Source organism: Marinobacterium marisflavi (genome assembly GCF_982447095.1).
Genome location: NZ_OZ457898.1, coordinates 2477494 through 2491327 on the forward strand (window position 1 = coordinate 2477494; position 13834 = coordinate 2491327).

Sequence of the window (13834 nt, forward strand, 5' to 3'; positions counted from 1 at the left end):
TAGCCAACTTATTGTTTACGAATGCACAATTAATTTTCATAACTATATAACCATATCCACACATACAGGTTCAAGTGAAAGTGTCTCACTTTGTGCTTAAGTTCCAATCCTTTTGTTTTTTATTTATATTTGGAAGAAATGGAACGATCTTGGGTGTAAAGATGAGTCAATCAAGTAGAGTAAAACGAATTAATCAGGTCGAGCAAAAGCTGCTGACATCAACTACACCAGTAGATCCAGCCATTTTTACTGAAAAGGTCACATCATTCTTAAAAAAGCATGGCGTTCTAGTTTCTGAAGACACACCAAAAGTTATCGATAAACTTTGTAGGCTCCTTAACTACTCAATCACCAACCCAAAGTTAGGCGGCTTACTCAACAGAAAAAACATCCTGATTTATCCTGCTCAGACTGGTATCGGGAAGTCTGTATCCATACAACACTTTGCTGCAATGTTAAAAACAGAGTCTTCTTTAATTGTCGTAAACACTGTAGAGGAGGCACGCGAATACTGCCAGACAATTAACAAACTTAAAGCACAACCAAACTACGCGCAGTTTTTTTCAACAAAGAAGCTAAAAGATCCTAACCAGCACAAAGACCCAATCGCCAATAAGATGCGGTATATCCAGTGCTTGGTAATCACCAATAAAATGTTCAAAAGTTTACATTCGTATTCAGTGCACCCAGTGGAAGAGTTTTTGTATTACCTGCCTGATGATGCTGAATATTCGTCACCCCGAGACTTAGTAGTCATAGATGAAAGACTATCTTTCACGTCGAAAAAAAAGATCAGCTTTAATGAGCTAGAGGGTATTGCTAAGTTTTTGGAGCAAGCTCACGGTAACTCACCAGGTTTTAAGGGTGATAAAAAACTCAAGACATACCACGAAACATTACAAGTAATTCTTGACGTAATAACTGATGAACAGCAAAAACATCCTGACCATGCGGCTGTCATTGATCAACTGACTATTGAGCCTCACTTAGAAGCAAGAAAATTGCCTGTAAGAATTAATTATCAGGGAATCGCTAACGCTGTTGCTGCAAGGCTAGATGAAATCAATAGCGAAATCTCATTTTTGAAACCCTCAAAAATCGCAAACCTTAAAGAGATAAAAAACACAGTTGTAGATCATCTAAATACATTGATGGACATAGCTCGCCCACTAGATGATCCAAGCATTACCTTTTCAGATAGCGAGGAGGTTTTCTTGCCATTTGCTGTGTACAACAAAGATTTGTATCGAGTAAAAACACTCTACAATCAATTTGGAACGGCGGTAGTGCTCGACGCCACAGCAGAGGTAAATAGCTTCTTTAGTCTGTCCTCCCAAAGCAACTCCCAGATAGATGTTATTCCAGCACCTAAAATTCGAAAGTATAAAAACCTGACCATCAATCTAGCAAAGGGCGTTAGACAATCAGCTGCAGCCATCAACCAAGTAGACACAGCAAAAGCTGCAGAGGTGAAGTTTTATTACAGCTCAATAATCAACGAGATTCTCCAAGACGGCGATAAGCTACTGGTCATTTCATTTAAAGAATTCATTGAAAACCACCTAGAGAAAGAGTTCGCACTTAACGAGCAGGTTGTATTCACCAATTGGGGTAAACATGTTGGAAGAAACAACTGGAGTGATTGCAATAAGGTTTTATTGATTGGATGGCTAAGACTTCCCGAGGAGGAGTACATATCTCGGCTCTTCAATATCTCCGCTACGGGCACTTCAGACTTTACTGCAATGAAAAAAATCTCATCTGAAGCAATTAAGGAGCTTAAGACATCTGAGATAGCAGATGACCTTGTTCAAGGAGCAATGCGTTGTTGTGCAAGGATTATTGATACGGATGATTCTGATTGTAAGCCTGCTTCAATATATTTGTTCCAAGACGAACTTGATGGTAGCTCTGAAGTCATTGACTTATTCATGCACCAATTTCCGGGCGCAGCACTCCGAGATTGGAAACCTAAAACACCAAAACCACGAGGCTCATTAACCAAGCCGAATCAGAGAAAGCAGGATGTGCTAGACAGCATGGCTTCCAAAATCTATGAGGAGGGTGTTTACATGAGAAACCAGCTCTGTCTTGATCATGACCTCCCACAAGCAACGCTGACAGCATGGCTTAAACCAGGCAACTATTTTAGTGATCGTATGTTTGAATTAGGTATAGAGTTCGATGACTCAGTTAAGAAAGGGCATAAGTTTACTTCAAAGGGAACTGCTTCTCAGAACAGCGCAAAAAGCGAATAGATGAAGAATTTTTTATTCTGTTTTATTTTTATCTTCAGAGAAAACAGAACAATAATTATATGTGCGCAAAACATAGACAGCTCTAAAAGTCGGTTCGATGTGAAGTGCGCAATCCTGCGTACCCTCCTGAATTACCTACACGACCATACACCTAGCTCTCACGTATCCATTCAAGAACCTTTACATACAAGCCTCTACACAGAACAGGTTTAGACGTACTCGAGCGTACAGATAACTTTGGACTATTCAGTATCGAACACAAAGTCAGACATATCCCGCTTGGTAACCATCGAAACTAGTCTGTATCCATCCTTAGGCAGTGCAGTAAAGACCAGAGAGCTTGATCGATGTACCCAGAACTCGAGCCCTGGTGAGGGTACAGGTATTACTAGCTGATCTATCTCTGCACTTTGTAAAATACGTATAGCGTCATTCGTGGCGGTTGTTTCATCACCGTCAGCCTGCTCTTTAATGAAGTACCTGACGACGTGCTTCGATATTGATACTGGACCTAGGTTCGGTGTTTGAATAAGTGGTTGCATACAGTGTCCTAGATCTCTTGATTACCGGTTTGTACACAACCACATTTTAGAACCATTAACGGATGGATAATCAAATACCTAGCGACACTAAATCCGTCCGCTTTGCATAAATGTTGAGCGGCAATTCACGACCCTAGGCGGGCATTTCCTAGGTCGGCGTGAATGGCTAGTTTTGGCCCATTTCGGACCGTTAGCATTATCTAATGAATCGGTTAAGCAGACGTACTTGTCGGTGACTACGACAAGCTGAACCCTTTGGTATCTCATAAGTTCAGCGGTTCAGTTCTCAGTCAGACTAATAGCTGTAAAATTTAAAAATTCGTTTTAGCCAGATGTTTACTTACTTACTTTAGTGATGAAGCTGCTTATTTCCACATTGCTGTCATTTTTGCTGCTGGGGTTTGCCTCCCTGAGCATAGCTGATGTGTCTGGTGTAGAAATGACCGAAGTGATGTCGTCATCTGTTCATATGAGTCAGCACGCTGCGCAGCATGGCTGTTGTAATCAACAATCGCCGAGGTGCTCCTCCGTCTGTACCAGCCTGTTTGCTACAACTCTACTACCCGTCGATTCGCGCATCAGATTAGCTGATGTGCCATCCTTCCAAACCTCAGTGCCTGCGACACTTACCGGGCACTACATGATTACTGTCCCGCCACCGCGCTGATAACTCTGAAACTTATCCATCTTTAAGTAGTTTCTGCCGACTTGTATCGGCATCTATTGTTTCGGAGAATATTAATGGACGGGATTTTAAGCCGTGTGCTCTGTAGCCTGGCAGTAATAGTAAGCGTTGCGATGACCCCTGTTTACGCAATCGATAACAGCGATGAAATCGAACGTATAGTTGATCAGCGCATCAGTGAGTATCTAAAGAGTGATGACTTTGACAGAGAAGTTGAAGCATCGATCAATCGCTACATAGCTAAGCAGAATCAAGCGAGAGCAGATCAAGAACGTCAGGCGTTGGAGCAAGCAGCCAAGAATCTGGCAGCTGTTGATCCTGATAAGGATCACATTCGCGGACGTGAGGATGCGGACTTTACGCTGATTGAGTACTCCGATTACGAGTGTCCTTTCTGTAAACGATTTCATACTACTGCGATCGAGTTTATCGAGAAACATCCAGACGTAAACTGGGTGTATCGACACTTCCCGCTCGATTTCCATAACCCGGGTGCCCAAGCTCAGGCTGAAGCGTCTGAATGTGCGGCTGCGGTGGGCGGATCTGATGCGTTTTGGCAGTTTTCAGACCTTATCTATGAACGAACGACCTCCAACGGGAAAGGTTTCCCTATAGAGAACCTGGTTCCACTTGCTGAAGAGATCGGGCTGGATCGTGGCGCTTTTATCGCTTGTATAACCGAAAGACGATTCACAGACAAAGTCGAGGCAGACTACCAGAACGGCGTGGTGTCAGGCGTGAGCGGAACGCCGGGTAATTTCTTGCGGGATAATCGTAACGGTAATGTGATTCCAGTCAGTGGCGCACAGCCTCTGCAAAAACTGGAACAAATACTTGCTCAGATGAAAGAGGCTCGCTGATGAAGCTGAACCGCAGAGACTTTGTGCGCCTAGCGGCCATGAGCGTATTCGCTCAGCCCGTTCTGGCTGCGCTTCAGTCAGTCACAGAGGTGCGTCGTTTTCGGTTGGAGTTAAGGCCCGAGCAGCGGAATTGGATTCCTGAATCAGAGATGCCTGTTGATCTCTGGGGGCTAAGCGATACCCAATTAACCATCACACAAGGGGAACCGGTGGAGATTGAGGTGGTCAATCAACTCCACGAGCCCACCACTCTTCATTGGCACGGATTACGAATTGAAAACGCAATGGATGGTGTGAGTGGTTTGACCCAGGAGCCGATTCCACCCGGCGGCACGTTTACCTATCGCTTTACGCCCGAAGATGCCGGAACCTTCTGGGCGCATTCTCATCACAAAACGTACGAACAGTTGGCTCGGGGGCTATACCTTCCCGTAGTCGTAGAAGAGAAGATGGCCTCAGATACCGATCAGGATATCCTAATGGTTATCGATGACTGGCGCGTGAACAATGAAGGGCAACTGGATACGGAGAGTCTTGGGAGTCTTCATGAGTGGGCGCACGGTGGTCGGCTAGGCAACTTTCTGACGATCAATAAAGAGGTACAGCCAAGCTTTACCGTAAAAGCAGGATCACGCGTGCGTTTACGGCTACTGAACACCGCAAATGCGCGCATCTTTGCTGTCGATCTGCCGGAAGTTCCTGCTTGGATCCTAGCCAAAGACGGTCAGCCGCTTGCTAACTTGATGCAAGTTACACAAACGTTGGTGATGGCACCGGCCGAGCGATACGATCTTATCTTGGATATTCCCAGAGATGCAGAAGGCCAGCTATCCGTGACGATGCCCACGGATAGAGCTCCCATCGAGATGGCCTATCTTCAGGTAGAGGGTTTGCATGAATCGAAGCGAGTGCAGTCTCCCAACCGCTTACCGGCTAACCCTATAGACGAGATATCACCCGATCAAATGCCGGATCACAAGGTGGTGCTCGACATGACTGGCGGAGCCATGGGCTCAATGACTCAGGCTGTCTATAACGGGAAGCAGATGAGCATGCAGGAGTTGATCCAGCACAAGCAGATCTGGGCGTTCAACGGTGTGGCAAACCAACCGCTTGAACCCTTACTTGAGGCGCGCTCGGGTGAACTGATTGAGATAGAGATTATCAACAACACCGGTTGGGCACATGGCATGCATCTGCATGGACACCATTTCAAAGCTGATCTGGCGCGATACAACCCCGATTTGTGGCATGACACGCTGCTGATGGATAGCGGTGAATCAGCCCGAATTCGCTTTGTTGCGGGTAAGCCCGGTAGCTGGCTGCTTCATTGTCACATGATAGAGCATCAGGCGGCGGGCATGGTTAGCTGGATCAAAGTGATTGGTTGAGGGAGATGTAATGGAAAACCTCACCCAATTAGGCGTGCTGGCCGCCTTTACCGGCGGAATTATATCCTTCCTATCACCCTGTACGCTGCCGCTCGTGCCCGGCTACCTCTCATTTGTTGCAGGTTCTGGCGACAAAAGCCACTCCGAGCACCACTGGCCTCATATGGTGCTTAGCCTGTTTTTTGTGATGGGCTTCTCTATCGTATTTGTATCCTTAGGTGCCAGTACCAGTTTTCTGGGACAGATGCTTACCGAGTATCGATACGAGGCCAACCTCGTCGGAGGTAGTTTGGTTATCGTATTTGGGCTTTTCATGACAGGAGTTCTAAAGCTGAGCTGGTTGTACCGTGATATTCGACTGCATCCTGTGATCCGCTCAGCAAACCCAACGACAGCCTTTATATTGGGAATCTCGTTTGCGTTGGGTTGGACTCCATGCATTGGTCCAATATTGGCAGTTATTCTCACCCTGAGTTCTTTAAATGCTGATCCTCAGGGTGCTGTGATTCTTCTGACATTTTATGCGCTTGGGCTCGCTATACCGTTTCTGCTGGTTGCGATGTTTATGGGTACCTTTAAAAAGCGGATGGCTCGCTTGGCGCGATTCAGTCGTCATCTTCACGTTGGTGCCGGTATCACAATGGTGATTATGGGGATTGCCATGGTTACCGGGCGGATGACGCTCTTTGCGGTTTGGGTGATGGATGCGTTCCCGGTTTTAGGCACCGTCGGATAATTTCATACAACAACTTAGGAAATAAATAAGAGAAAAATTAACATGAACACTAAACAGCTATTCAAGAATCTTTTTTTCACCGCCGCATTAGGCGTGAGCGCGATGGCCAATGCGGACCATCGCGACGGGCATGTTAACGTGACCGTCGGGGAACTTTCGGGCCGTGCTGAATTTGGGCAGAAAGTCTTTAACGGTACCTGTGCAGCCTGTCACGGGGAGAACGGTTCAGGCTCACAGAAGGGACCGCCACTCATTCATGATATCTATAATCCCGGACACCACTCCAATCAGGCGATAATGAATGCAATCAAGCACGGCGTCCGAGCGCATCATTGGCCATACGGAGATATGCCTGCTCAGGAGAAAATTGGATTTGCAGAAACCATGGCCGTGATCGAATTTATTCGCGAGGTTCAGACACAAAATGGCGTGGAGCGTCGGGCACACAATATGTAATTGGCGGGTACATCCAAACTAAATCAGGAGAACAGAGATGAAACGATTGAAATTATTGCTTTTAAGCTCAGCTATGTTGCTGTCTACCAACCTATTCGCGCATGGCGTTATGCATGAAACCTTTCCGGCCAATGGCGCGTCAATGTCGGCGCCGACAGATCGTGTAGAGCTGACCTTCAAGAATCCTACGAAGCTGATCAGTATCAAAGTACTCGACTCAAATGAGAACTCCGTACCGGTTAACTTTGCGCGTTCGACGGAAGCAGGGACTCACTTTGAGTCGATGTTTCAAGCACTACAACCCGGTAGTTATACCGTTCAATGGAAGGCCATGGGTGAGGATGGGCATATGATGAAGGGAGATTTTGGATTTAAGCAGGAGTAACTCTACAAAGTAGGGTAGCCATAAGAAAGCTAGTAAAGGGAGTTAACGTATGGAATTGATTGTTTGGGACGGTCTTGTTGTTGGTACGCGCTGGTTACTTTATATCGGCGCTGCGGCTGCGATTGGTGGTACAGCCAGTCTATGGCTGATGCAGCAGCAGATTTTGCTCAAACCGGCGTTGATGCGTTATTCCCTGATAGCGACACTGTTGGCGGTCAGTGCCGCGATTCTGCATTTTCTGGTCCGGGTGGGCAAGGCCTATGACGAAGGGTTAAGCGGGATGTTCGATCCCGATATGATCGGATTTATGTGGGAGTCGCCGCTGGGTGAAGCACTGTTTCTAAGAAGTATCGGTTTGCTAATGATTCTTGGAGGTCTTCTGTTTCTAGCATTAGTTCGCAGTGGGAACCGTGAGCAACGTATTGAGCTCGGATTGATTGAGGGACTCTTTGTGCTGGCCGGTATGGGGCTTATGGCGCTGTCGTTCAGTGAGGCGGGGCACGCAGTTGAACAGCCACTGTTATTTCAAAGTGTTCTGACAATCCATGTTGTTTTGACCGCCTGGTGGATGGGTTCGCTCTTTCCACTCTGGTTGGCCTGTCATCACCTTGAATTTAGCGAAGCCTACAGGTTGCTTGATCGTTTCGGCCAGCTAGCGGTAACGGCCGTACTGGTGTTGCTTGCTGGTGGCGTGTATATGAGCTACCAGTTGACCGGTTGGTCGAATCTTTTTACCAGCGATTATGGCATTTTACTTCTGGTTAAAGTCGCTCTGGTGGGGGTAATTCTGTCGCTGGCTGCGATTCATAAATTGGTGTTGGTACCCCGGCTTCAACACACTCAGGATGCAGGTGTATTGAAGCGTTCTATCTTCCTGGAGAAGATCATCGGGGCATCAATCTTTGCAATAACGACCGTTCTGACCACGTTGGTCGGACCGGTTCACTGATGTGTCTGTACTATTCCAGATGATCATTTATCTATGAAGATCTGGGTGTGCCGTTGCGCTATTTCTTGAGGCCACTCGGATTTGATATACGCCAAAACCGACCAGATTTGGTCATCGGTCAGCTTGCCGGCGAAAGCCGGCATCTTTGATTTATAATCCGCACCGGCGATCGACTGCACACCCTCTTTGGTTAACTGGAACAGAAGCGCATCATCGTGATGCCAGGTGTGTCCTGTTTCATCGTGTGGTGGTGCTGGAAGATAGTCATTCTCGTCACGCTTCTGCCAATCAGGCTCTCCCTTCAGATCGACACCGTGGCAACTAGCACACTCGTTTTGATAAATCGTTTTACCTGCACTCACCGCCTTGGCATCAGTGTAGGGAATTTTGCCCCCAGCGCTGTTCGACGAAAGGAATGCAACCGCTGTACCCAAAACGACTACACCAGCAGCAACGCCTAATTTTGCTCCGTTATTCATAATCCATCCAAGTTAAGCCTTTAAAAACAAGAACTTTGCTGAGAACTCAATCGATCTATTCAATGGTAATATCACCCCGGTACATCTGCATCTGGCAATGAAACGCGTAGCTGCCAGCAGGGCTCTCCGGTATCTGGATCGCTTTTACCTTGTTGATCGGTAGCGATTCGCTGATGCCGAGATCGGGCACCAGCAGCATTTCAGAGCAGGGCGCTTTATCTTCGCGCAAAAAATTGAGCGTTACAGGTTTGCCAGCCGGTATCTTGATATGTGCGGGCGTGTACACACCGTCAGCGACTTTGATGGTCTGCTTCGCTGACGCAACCGAGGCGACAGGCTTGTATAGCCAGAACCACCAGACAATCAGTCCGATTAATACCAGGCCAGCTAGGTTGATGAGTATCATCGGTTATTCCTCCTCAGCGCTCTAGCGCCCAAAAATTAATGCTGCTGCGCTTTAAACAGGCGCAATCGATTGGCATTGGTGACGACCGTTAGTGACGAAAAGGCCATCGCACCACCGGCAACAATCGGACTGAGTAGTACGCCAAAGACTGGGTATAACAGACCGGCTGCGATGGGTATGCCCGCAATGTTGTAGATGAACGCGCCAACAAGGTTCTGTTTGATGTTCGTTAGCGTAGCCTTGCTGACCGCAACGGCATCGGCCAGTCCGTGCAGCGAACCACGCATTAGGGTGATATCTGCACTCTCGATCGCAATATCCGTCCCGGTGCCGATGGCGAAGCCAACATTGGCCTTAGCGAGCGCCGGTGCATCGTTGATACCATCCCCCGTCATGCCAACAATCTCGCCCGCCATCTGCAACGTTTCGATATGGGCAAGCTTATCCTCAGGCATTACTTCGGCATGGTACTCATCGATACCCACCTGAGCGGCTACGGCTTTAGCTGTGGCACTGTTATCACCGGTTAGCATAACGACCCTCATACCCTGAGCTTGCAGGCGCTGAATGGCTAGTTTGGAATCAAATTTGATAGGATCAGCGACGGCAACAATTCCCGCAAACTGATTGTCGATCGCAATAAACATCGGCGTTTTCGCCTGACTGGCAAGGCGCTGGGCTTCATCGACCTGAGCACTGACCTCGATCTCGTTATGCTTCATAAATGAAGCGTTACCCAGTAACAAGGTTTTCCCACTGACGTTGCCAGAGACGCCCTGACCGGAGTGCGCTTGAAAATCTGTGACTTTCTTCAGGCTCAAACTTTGCGCTTTTGCGGCTTCGACAATGGCTTCTGCCAGTGGATGCTCTGATCCAGTTTCGAGGCTGGCAACGAGGGCTAACAGATCTGATTTGTCTAGGTCAGATGCCGGTAAAATATCGGTCACAGCCGGTTTGCCTTCAGTGATAGTGCCGGTTTTATCAAGGACCATCGCCGTGATCTGAGAGGCGGTTTGCAGTGCTTCACCATTGCGAATTAGGACACCGGCTTCAGCGGCTTTACCCATCCCAACCATGACGGACATCGGTGTTGCCAGCCCAAGTGCACAGGGACAGGCGATAATCAGCACGGTTGTTGCTGAGATAATCGCGAAGGCAATCGTGGGTTCGGGTCCAAAGTTGGCCCAGATCAGCGCGCTGACAATTGCGATGATCATAATCGCGGGTACAAAGTACTCGCTGATCTTATCGGCAAGGCGCCCAATCGGTGGTTTGGAGTTCTGTGCTTTTTTAACTGAAGCGATAATCTGCGACAGCGCGGTGTTCTTGCCCACACGCGTCGCTTCATAGAGTAGCGAACCTCTCTTATTTAGTGTGCCAGCGATAATCTCATCACCGATCTCTTTGACGACTGGAACAGGTTCACCAGTCAGCATCGATTCATCAATAGAGGAGTGCCCTTCGACAACGCGGCCATCGACGGCAATCTTTTCGCCTGGGCGAACGCGTAGCTTGTCGCCCATAACGACATCATCGATAGGGATATCTATCTCTTCATCACCACGGAGGACACGGGCTGTTTTGGGTTGCAGGCCTATCAACCGCTTTATCGCTTCTGAGGTACGTCCCCGCGCTTTAACTTCCAGTGCCAGACCCAGATTGATCAGACCAATGATCATCGTTGTCGCTTCAAAGTAGATGTGTCGTGCCATTTCTGGGAAAAGCGAGGGTGCAGCCACTACAGCAAACGAGTAGAGCCAGGCGGCTCCTGTTCCCAGTGCGATCAAGGTATCCATATTGGCTGAATGGGTACGAAACGCCTTCCAGGCTCCGACATAGAAACCACGACCGGCGAGCACCATTGTTGCCAGCGTAACCAGGCCGATAATGCCCCAAACGAGTCTCTCCGTACCGGTGGTGACAGACATTTCACCTATGAACAGCCCATAAATCATCAGAGGCACACCGAGGCTCAGGGAGATCACGACGTTGCGAATCAGTAGCCGGTAGTACTGCGCGTCAGCGGCTTCTTTCTCTGCCAGACTGTCAGCTTCCGACTCGTTTTCAGATTCTTTTGCACCGTAACCTGCCTGAGTTACCGCATCTATCAGGGTATCGGACGCTACGTCGCCTTCGATCGTCGCGGTGCGATCCGCAAAGTTCATTTCAGCCGAAGTCACACCGGGTACTGCTTTCAAAGTTTTTTCGATTTTGGCGACGCATCCGGCGCAACTCGCGCCTTGAATATCCAGAATAATTGGATGCTTCGCGACCTTAATGCTCTTCATGGCCTTCCTCCTCTGTAAACGTTTCAATGAGGTGGCAAATAGACGCGTTGGTAGGACACTGGTCTTCCATCTCGTTCCAGGTTTTAGCCGCTGCAATCATGCGGTTTCTTAGCGCGACCATGTCACGGAACCTGGCTTCAGTTTCTTCCAGGCGCTGGTTGATAATGTCCCTAACCAGACCACAGGCAGAATGCTGATGATCCGTCCGGGCGAATATCTCTCTAACATCATCGATACTGAATCCCAGGCTTCGCGCAGCTAGGATAAACTTGAGCCGGTTGATGTCCGATGGACTGAAATGTTTGTACCCATTGTCTGGATTGATCTGAGGTTTAAGAAGACCGGCGCGAGTGTAAAACCTTACCGTATCGGGCGTAATAGAGAGTAGCTTCGCGACTTCATTTACCTGCATGAGAGACTCCTTTTTATATCGGGGTTTAGTCAGCCAGATCAGTGCCCGGTTGGGGGTTTACTACAGCAGTGGGGTACGTGCTTTGCGTTGTCGCGCACGTTCTGATCGATCTGTTTATCCCAGCTTATCTTGAGCCGGTTCCACCAGTCAGATGCAGGCTCAATACCCTGAGTTTGAAGTATGTCCAGAATAGCGCTGATACTCGTAATAGACGCGTCGTACGAGACTGACAATCGGCCGCTCTTTACGCTCAGGTCCACCCTATCAACGCCTCTTATCGACTCTACCTCTAGTTTGGCAAGCTCTACACTTTGCTGTGTCAGGCCGGTCAATTTGAGTTTGCGTTTAACCAAAAATGCTTCGTTAATACCCACTTTATGCGTATCCATATCGTCTCCGTCGATTTCACTCGGATTTGCTAAGTACACGTTTACGCTTCTCATATTCCTCTTCGTCAATCTCGCCGCGAGCGTAGCGTTCATCGAGAATCCGACGGGCATTATTGGATTCTTTGGATCCAGCGCGAACAGATTTGACAGCCAGTACTATGATGAAAATGAAAATACCCCAGAACAGTAGCATCCCGAAGCCACCAAACATTCCAAATCCCCAGGCCATTGGGTGGTAGTCACTGTCAGGATCTGCGACCGTAATTCCGCTGAGGAATATTGACGTTGCTGCGTATAAGCTTAATCTTTTATCCATGAGTGGTTCTCCTGCTTGTGCATTACACTATGAAACAGTCGATCTATTGTTAGCCTAAACCTGTGTGTCGCTCACAGGTCAAGGATTGAAAATGAATAAATTAGAAGTACATTGGAATGAGCGGTACCAAAACCGCGTTGATGAAGAGCTCTCATGGACCGAGAATAGGCCGGACCTTTCCCTTCAATGGATTGAAAAGCTTGCCCAAAAAGGCGACTCGATTATCGATATCGGTGGCGGTCGCTCATCATTGATAGTGTGCCTGTTGGAAAAAGGTTATACCCAGTTGACCCATCTTGAGCTATCAAATGTAGCCAGTAGTCAACTGCAAGAAAGGTTGGGAGCAAGGGCTCGTCAGATCAATTGGATCTGCGGTAGTGTATTGGAGTTCTCGTCGGGAACCACATTTGATGTTTGGCATGATCGGGCAGTGTTTCATTTTCTGACGGACGCTCATGATCGCTGGCAGTACGTTAAGGTACTTGAGCAACATCTATCACCAGAAGGCAGAGTGATTCTCGCGACTTTTCATACCTCGGGGCCTGAAAAATGCTCCGGACTCCCAATTTGTCAGTACACACCTGAGAGCTTGGTGCAGGAGTTCAATCAGTGGAGTGAGATTGAATGGGAACTAGAGATGGATGCGATTCACGATCATGTCACGCCATCAGGGAATGTTCAGATTTTTCAGTACAGTTGTTTAAGAAAAGGTTGATAAGGAAGCAACGTACAAAAAGTGCTATTGACGCTTGTTTTAGAAGCTCGGATAGCACGGCTTTCCCAGACGATTCGTGGTTTGTCTAAGGTCTGCTTCAGGGAAATCGAGTCATCTCTGTTTTGACTGCTAAGTGCGCAAACGGTCATCTTTTCTCGGCGACGAGATGACGCATATGTGCCGGTAACAGCCGCTGAACCAGTCACCCTTCTCGCAACGTTTGCCACTCCTAACGGAGTGTCATCATCTCTTATATTTCGCGCTTATGGAGTGGCGTAGCTCCGTGTCGCTTCGCTAACTCCGCTACTGTTCCAGCGCTCAGTAACGAGCTGAACAGCATTGGCGGCTAGTTCTGAAGTTTAGTTTTGTTTTTATTTTTACTTATATAAAAATGGAACGATATTGGGTGGCATGATCATGTTGGGCTGTTTATGAAACTAGGGAGGTAGGTCCAAGTCTTTAACGGCGAGGAGCAGCTGGGCACTTATCCCTAGATCCCCTTCAGTGCTAACCTGAACTCGCCATACCTGAGATTGCTCGCGTTTTGTCAGATGGTATTACTTACCG

At 48.0% G+C, this 13834-nt stretch carries 15 protein-coding genes; 8 read left to right on the forward strand and 7 right to left on the reverse strand.

Annotation, left to right across the window (positions count from 1 at the left end; all coding sequences use genetic code 11):
* Nucleotides 1-161 precede the first annotated feature (161 nt).
* A complete protein-coding gene (locus tag AC1WNR_RS12200; protein ID WP_481644769.1) occupies nucleotides 162-2258 on the forward strand; it encodes a hypothetical protein in 2097 nt (698 codons plus the stop codon).
* 242 nt (nucleotides 2259-2500) lie between these two features.
* On the opposite strand, the gene AC1WNR_RS12205 is transcribed toward AC1WNR_RS12200, so the two are convergent.
* Nucleotides 2501-2800 (reverse strand): hypothetical protein, encoded by a 300-nt coding sequence (locus tag AC1WNR_RS12205; RefSeq protein WP_481644770.1) that lies wholly within the window; start codon nucleotides 2798-2800, stop codon nucleotides 2501-2503.
* Nucleotides 2801-3541: 741 nt separating this feature from the next.
* Between AC1WNR_RS12205 and AC1WNR_RS12210 the strand changes: the two genes are divergently transcribed.
* From AC1WNR_RS12210 to AC1WNR_RS12235, 6 genes are all read left to right on the forward strand, one after another.
* The gene (locus tag AC1WNR_RS12210; RefSeq protein ID WP_481644771.1) at nucleotides 3542-4345 is read left to right on the forward strand and encodes a DsbA family protein; all 804 of its coding nucleotides are present in this window, start codon (nucleotides 3542-3544) and stop codon (nucleotides 4343-4345) included.
* On the forward strand, nucleotides 4345-5736 hold the full coding sequence (locus AC1WNR_RS12215) for a multicopper oxidase family protein (protein ID WP_481644772.1): 1392 nt from the start codon (nucleotides 4345-4347) through the stop codon (nucleotides 5734-5736). The genes AC1WNR_RS12210 and AC1WNR_RS12215 overlap by 1 nt, the downstream gene beginning before the upstream one ends.
* Before the next feature lie 10 nt (nucleotides 5737-5746).
* Nucleotides 5747-6472 carry a cytochrome c biogenesis CcdA family protein gene (locus AC1WNR_RS12220; protein ID WP_481644773.1) on the forward strand — a complete coding sequence of 242 codons (726 nt, stop codon included), beginning with the start codon at nucleotides 5747-5749 and terminating at the stop codon, nucleotides 6470-6472.
* 102 nt (nucleotides 6473-6574) lie between these two features.
* A complete protein-coding gene (locus AC1WNR_RS12225; RefSeq protein WP_481644774.1) occupies nucleotides 6575-6928 on the forward strand; it encodes a c-type cytochrome in 354 nt (117 codons plus the stop codon).
* A 37-nt stretch (nucleotides 6929-6965) separates the two neighbouring features.
* Nucleotides 6966-7313 (forward strand): copper resistance CopC family protein, encoded by a 348-nt coding sequence (locus tag AC1WNR_RS12230; protein ID WP_481644775.1) that lies wholly within the window; start codon nucleotides 6966-6968, stop codon nucleotides 7311-7313.
* A 49-nt stretch (nucleotides 7314-7362) separates the two neighbouring features.
* A complete protein-coding gene (locus AC1WNR_RS12235) occupies nucleotides 7363-8262 on the forward strand; it encodes a copper resistance D family protein (RefSeq protein ID WP_481644776.1) in 900 nt (299 codons plus the stop codon).
* A 23-nt stretch (nucleotides 8263-8285) separates the two neighbouring features.
* On the opposite strand, the gene AC1WNR_RS12240 is transcribed toward AC1WNR_RS12235, so the two are convergent.
* The 6 genes from AC1WNR_RS12240 to AC1WNR_RS12265 are packed head-to-tail and all read right to left on the reverse strand — an operon-like array spanning nucleotide 8286 to nucleotide 12552.
* On the reverse strand, nucleotides 8286-8741 hold the full coding sequence (locus AC1WNR_RS12240; protein ID WP_481644777.1) for a c-type cytochrome: 456 nt from the start codon (nucleotides 8739-8741) through the stop codon (nucleotides 8286-8288).
* Between the two features lie 55 nt (nucleotides 8742-8796).
* On the reverse strand, nucleotides 8797-9147 hold the full coding sequence (locus AC1WNR_RS12245) for a cupredoxin domain-containing protein (protein WP_481644778.1): 351 nt from the start codon (nucleotides 9145-9147) through the stop codon (nucleotides 8797-8799).
* Between the two features lie 35 nt (nucleotides 9148-9182).
* Entirely contained in the window at nucleotides 9183-11435 is a 2253-nt protein-coding gene (locus AC1WNR_RS12250) for a heavy metal translocating P-type ATPase (RefSeq protein ID WP_481644779.1), read from the reverse strand.
* A complete protein-coding gene (locus tag AC1WNR_RS12255; protein WP_481644780.1) occupies nucleotides 11422-11847 on the reverse strand; it encodes a MerR family transcriptional regulator in 426 nt (141 codons plus the stop codon). The genes AC1WNR_RS12250 and AC1WNR_RS12255 overlap by 14 nt, the downstream gene beginning before the upstream one ends.
* Before the next feature lie 38 nt (nucleotides 11848-11885).
* Entirely contained in the window at nucleotides 11886-12236 is a 351-nt protein-coding gene (locus AC1WNR_RS12260) for a hypothetical protein (protein WP_481644781.1), read from the reverse strand.
* A 16-nt stretch (nucleotides 12237-12252) separates the two neighbouring features.
* Nucleotides 12253-12552 carry an SHOCT domain-containing protein gene (locus AC1WNR_RS12265; RefSeq protein WP_481644782.1) on the reverse strand — a complete coding sequence of 100 codons (300 nt, stop codon included), beginning with the start codon at nucleotides 12550-12552 and terminating at the stop codon, nucleotides 12253-12255.
* Between the two features lie 91 nt (nucleotides 12553-12643).
* Here AC1WNR_RS12265 and AC1WNR_RS12270 point away from each other — a divergent pair, with 91 nt between their 5' ends.
* A complete protein-coding gene (locus tag AC1WNR_RS12270; protein WP_481644783.1) occupies nucleotides 12644-13267 on the forward strand; it encodes a class I SAM-dependent methyltransferase in 624 nt (207 codons plus the stop codon).
* The last annotated feature ends 567 nt before the right edge of the window (nucleotides 13268-13834 follow it).